The organism is Alkalibacterium kapii (assembly GCF_007988865.1).
GTDB classification, from domain to species: Bacteria; Bacillota; Bacilli; order Lactobacillales; family Carnobacteriaceae_A; genus Alkalibacterium; species Alkalibacterium kapii.
On record NZ_BJUY01000047.1, the window covers coordinates 1 to 1961 of the forward strand.

The window sequence follows — 1961 nt, forward strand, 5'->3', positions numbered from 1 at the left end:
CTCATCTTTAACACCTAAAAACCCGAAAACTCCCTATGCAAAGGGGTTTTTCGGGTTTTAAAACGTCCAAAAAGAGGGTACTATTTTGCTTTTTTTGTATCTTTCATAATTTTTTTCAATATTTTTGGACTGATAATTTCTGTATCTGTCCGAAACCCAAAGGTTTCATGTAAATAATCAGTTAAATGAGTGCGCGTATAAGTTGGAATGTATCCTTGTCCTTGGACATCATACACTCTCATATTTTTTAATGTTTGTATAATATCCGTACAAGTAAACTTTTCCTTCAGTTTCTTTTCTAGTATTCGGAAAATGAGTAAAGAAAGAAAACAGGTTAAGAAGTGAGCTTGGATACGTTCATCTTTTTGAAGATAAACAGGTCGAGACTTCATTTCAGTTTTCATAATTCGAAAGGTTTCTTCGATTTCCCATCGTCTGTGATTAATAGCTACAATTTCTTCTGGGGTTGACTGTACATTTGTACATACTCCATAAAGGCCATCATATTGCGCTTCTTTTTCTACCTGTGCATTATTCAAAGTATAGTGGGTCTTTTTAGCGACTTCACCATCTTGAGTAAAATTAATCGATTCAATAAAACGGGTAGGATCATTGGCCTTTTTCTTATTTAATTGGCTAGGATTGTCAAACTTTTTTATTGCCCGTTCGATTTGTTTCTCTCGAATAGACTGATTATACGCTTGATATTTAAATGAGAAAGTGACAATTAGTCGTTGTTCAAATCCTTTTTCGTTAATCCAACGTTTTTTGTAGAAGGTATGCGTCATAAATTTGTTTGGATTTAATGTGGATAAATCATATAGTTTATTTCGATTATTTCCAGTCGCATGGGTTAGCTTCCATCCTTTTTTATCTAAAGCGAACGCTTTTAAGTGCTTGGGAAGCATTTTTATGGATTGCGTTGTCACAAAACCTCTTTCTCCTAATGTATTGTATTTACGATTACCGACAGATGAAAGGCCAGCGTCCGTTATCACAATCATTTTTGATAAGTTGAACTCTTTCATTATTCGTTTTTGGAGTGGTTTCAATGTCGGTTGTTCGTTTGTATTTCCTGGATTGAGATTGTAAGCAAGAGGAAGGCCGTCTCCATCCATAAATAAACCCATCTGGACAATTGGATTTGGACGATGCTCTTTAGACATACCATATTGTTTTAAGCCGTCGGCTTCTTCGATTTCAAAAAAGAAATTAGTACAGTCATAATAAAGGATATCTGTTTGCCGGCTAACGATAGTCTTACTATTTTTATAAGCCGCTTCTTGTATGCGATCCATATTTTTTTCCAAGACATCAAGGGCACGATACATGTGCTGCGGTTCGATAGTATGACCTTCAAGTAATTCTTTTGCTTGTTCTAGTGTGCTTCTCTTAGAGGACGGGTTGAGAATACGCATGTAAAGTAAACGAGAGAGGATTGCATTGAGATCAAAGGAGAACTGGTTCTCCCTTTCAATCTGTTGGCAGAGTTTGTCGAATTTTAATTCATGATAAATTTTTTGGAGAAAAAGATAACCAATATTATATGATTGCCTGGTATTTAAAGGGATCTGCTTAGTGGGATTATATTTAGCAATGATTTGGGAAGTCTTTTTTTTCTTCTCTTCAGTCAATTTTCTTGCATACTCATTTGCCCATTTTTCGGGATCAACGCCTGGGTGATTCCGTCGAATCTCCTCTTCGTTTCCTAAAGACTCTACAACGCGAGTTGTGGATCGTCCGTTGCGGTCTCGATAACTTTCTATAATAGAGTAGGAGATAGAATTCTTCGAAACATTTCGTTTAACGCGCATAATTAACCCTCATCTCTTAGAAATATATCTATATTATAACACATTACTACATAGTACTACAATATTAAAGTGAATAAATTGACAAAAAAATAAAGCCGCTAAAGGCTTTAGGTAACTTTTTTAGGATTTAAAGTGTCAAAGACCCGG

Annotated in this window: 1 protein-coding gene; it reads right to left on the reverse strand. The window is 35.3% G+C overall.

The window, feature by feature from the left end; genetic code table 11:
- Positions 1–80: 80 nt before the first annotated feature.
- On the reverse strand, positions 81–1814 hold the full coding sequence (locus AKA01nite_RS09170; RefSeq protein WP_146925024.1) for an IS1634 family transposase: 1734 nt from the start codon (positions 1812–1814) through the stop codon (positions 81–83).
- Between the last annotated feature and the right edge of the window lie 147 nt (positions 1815–1961).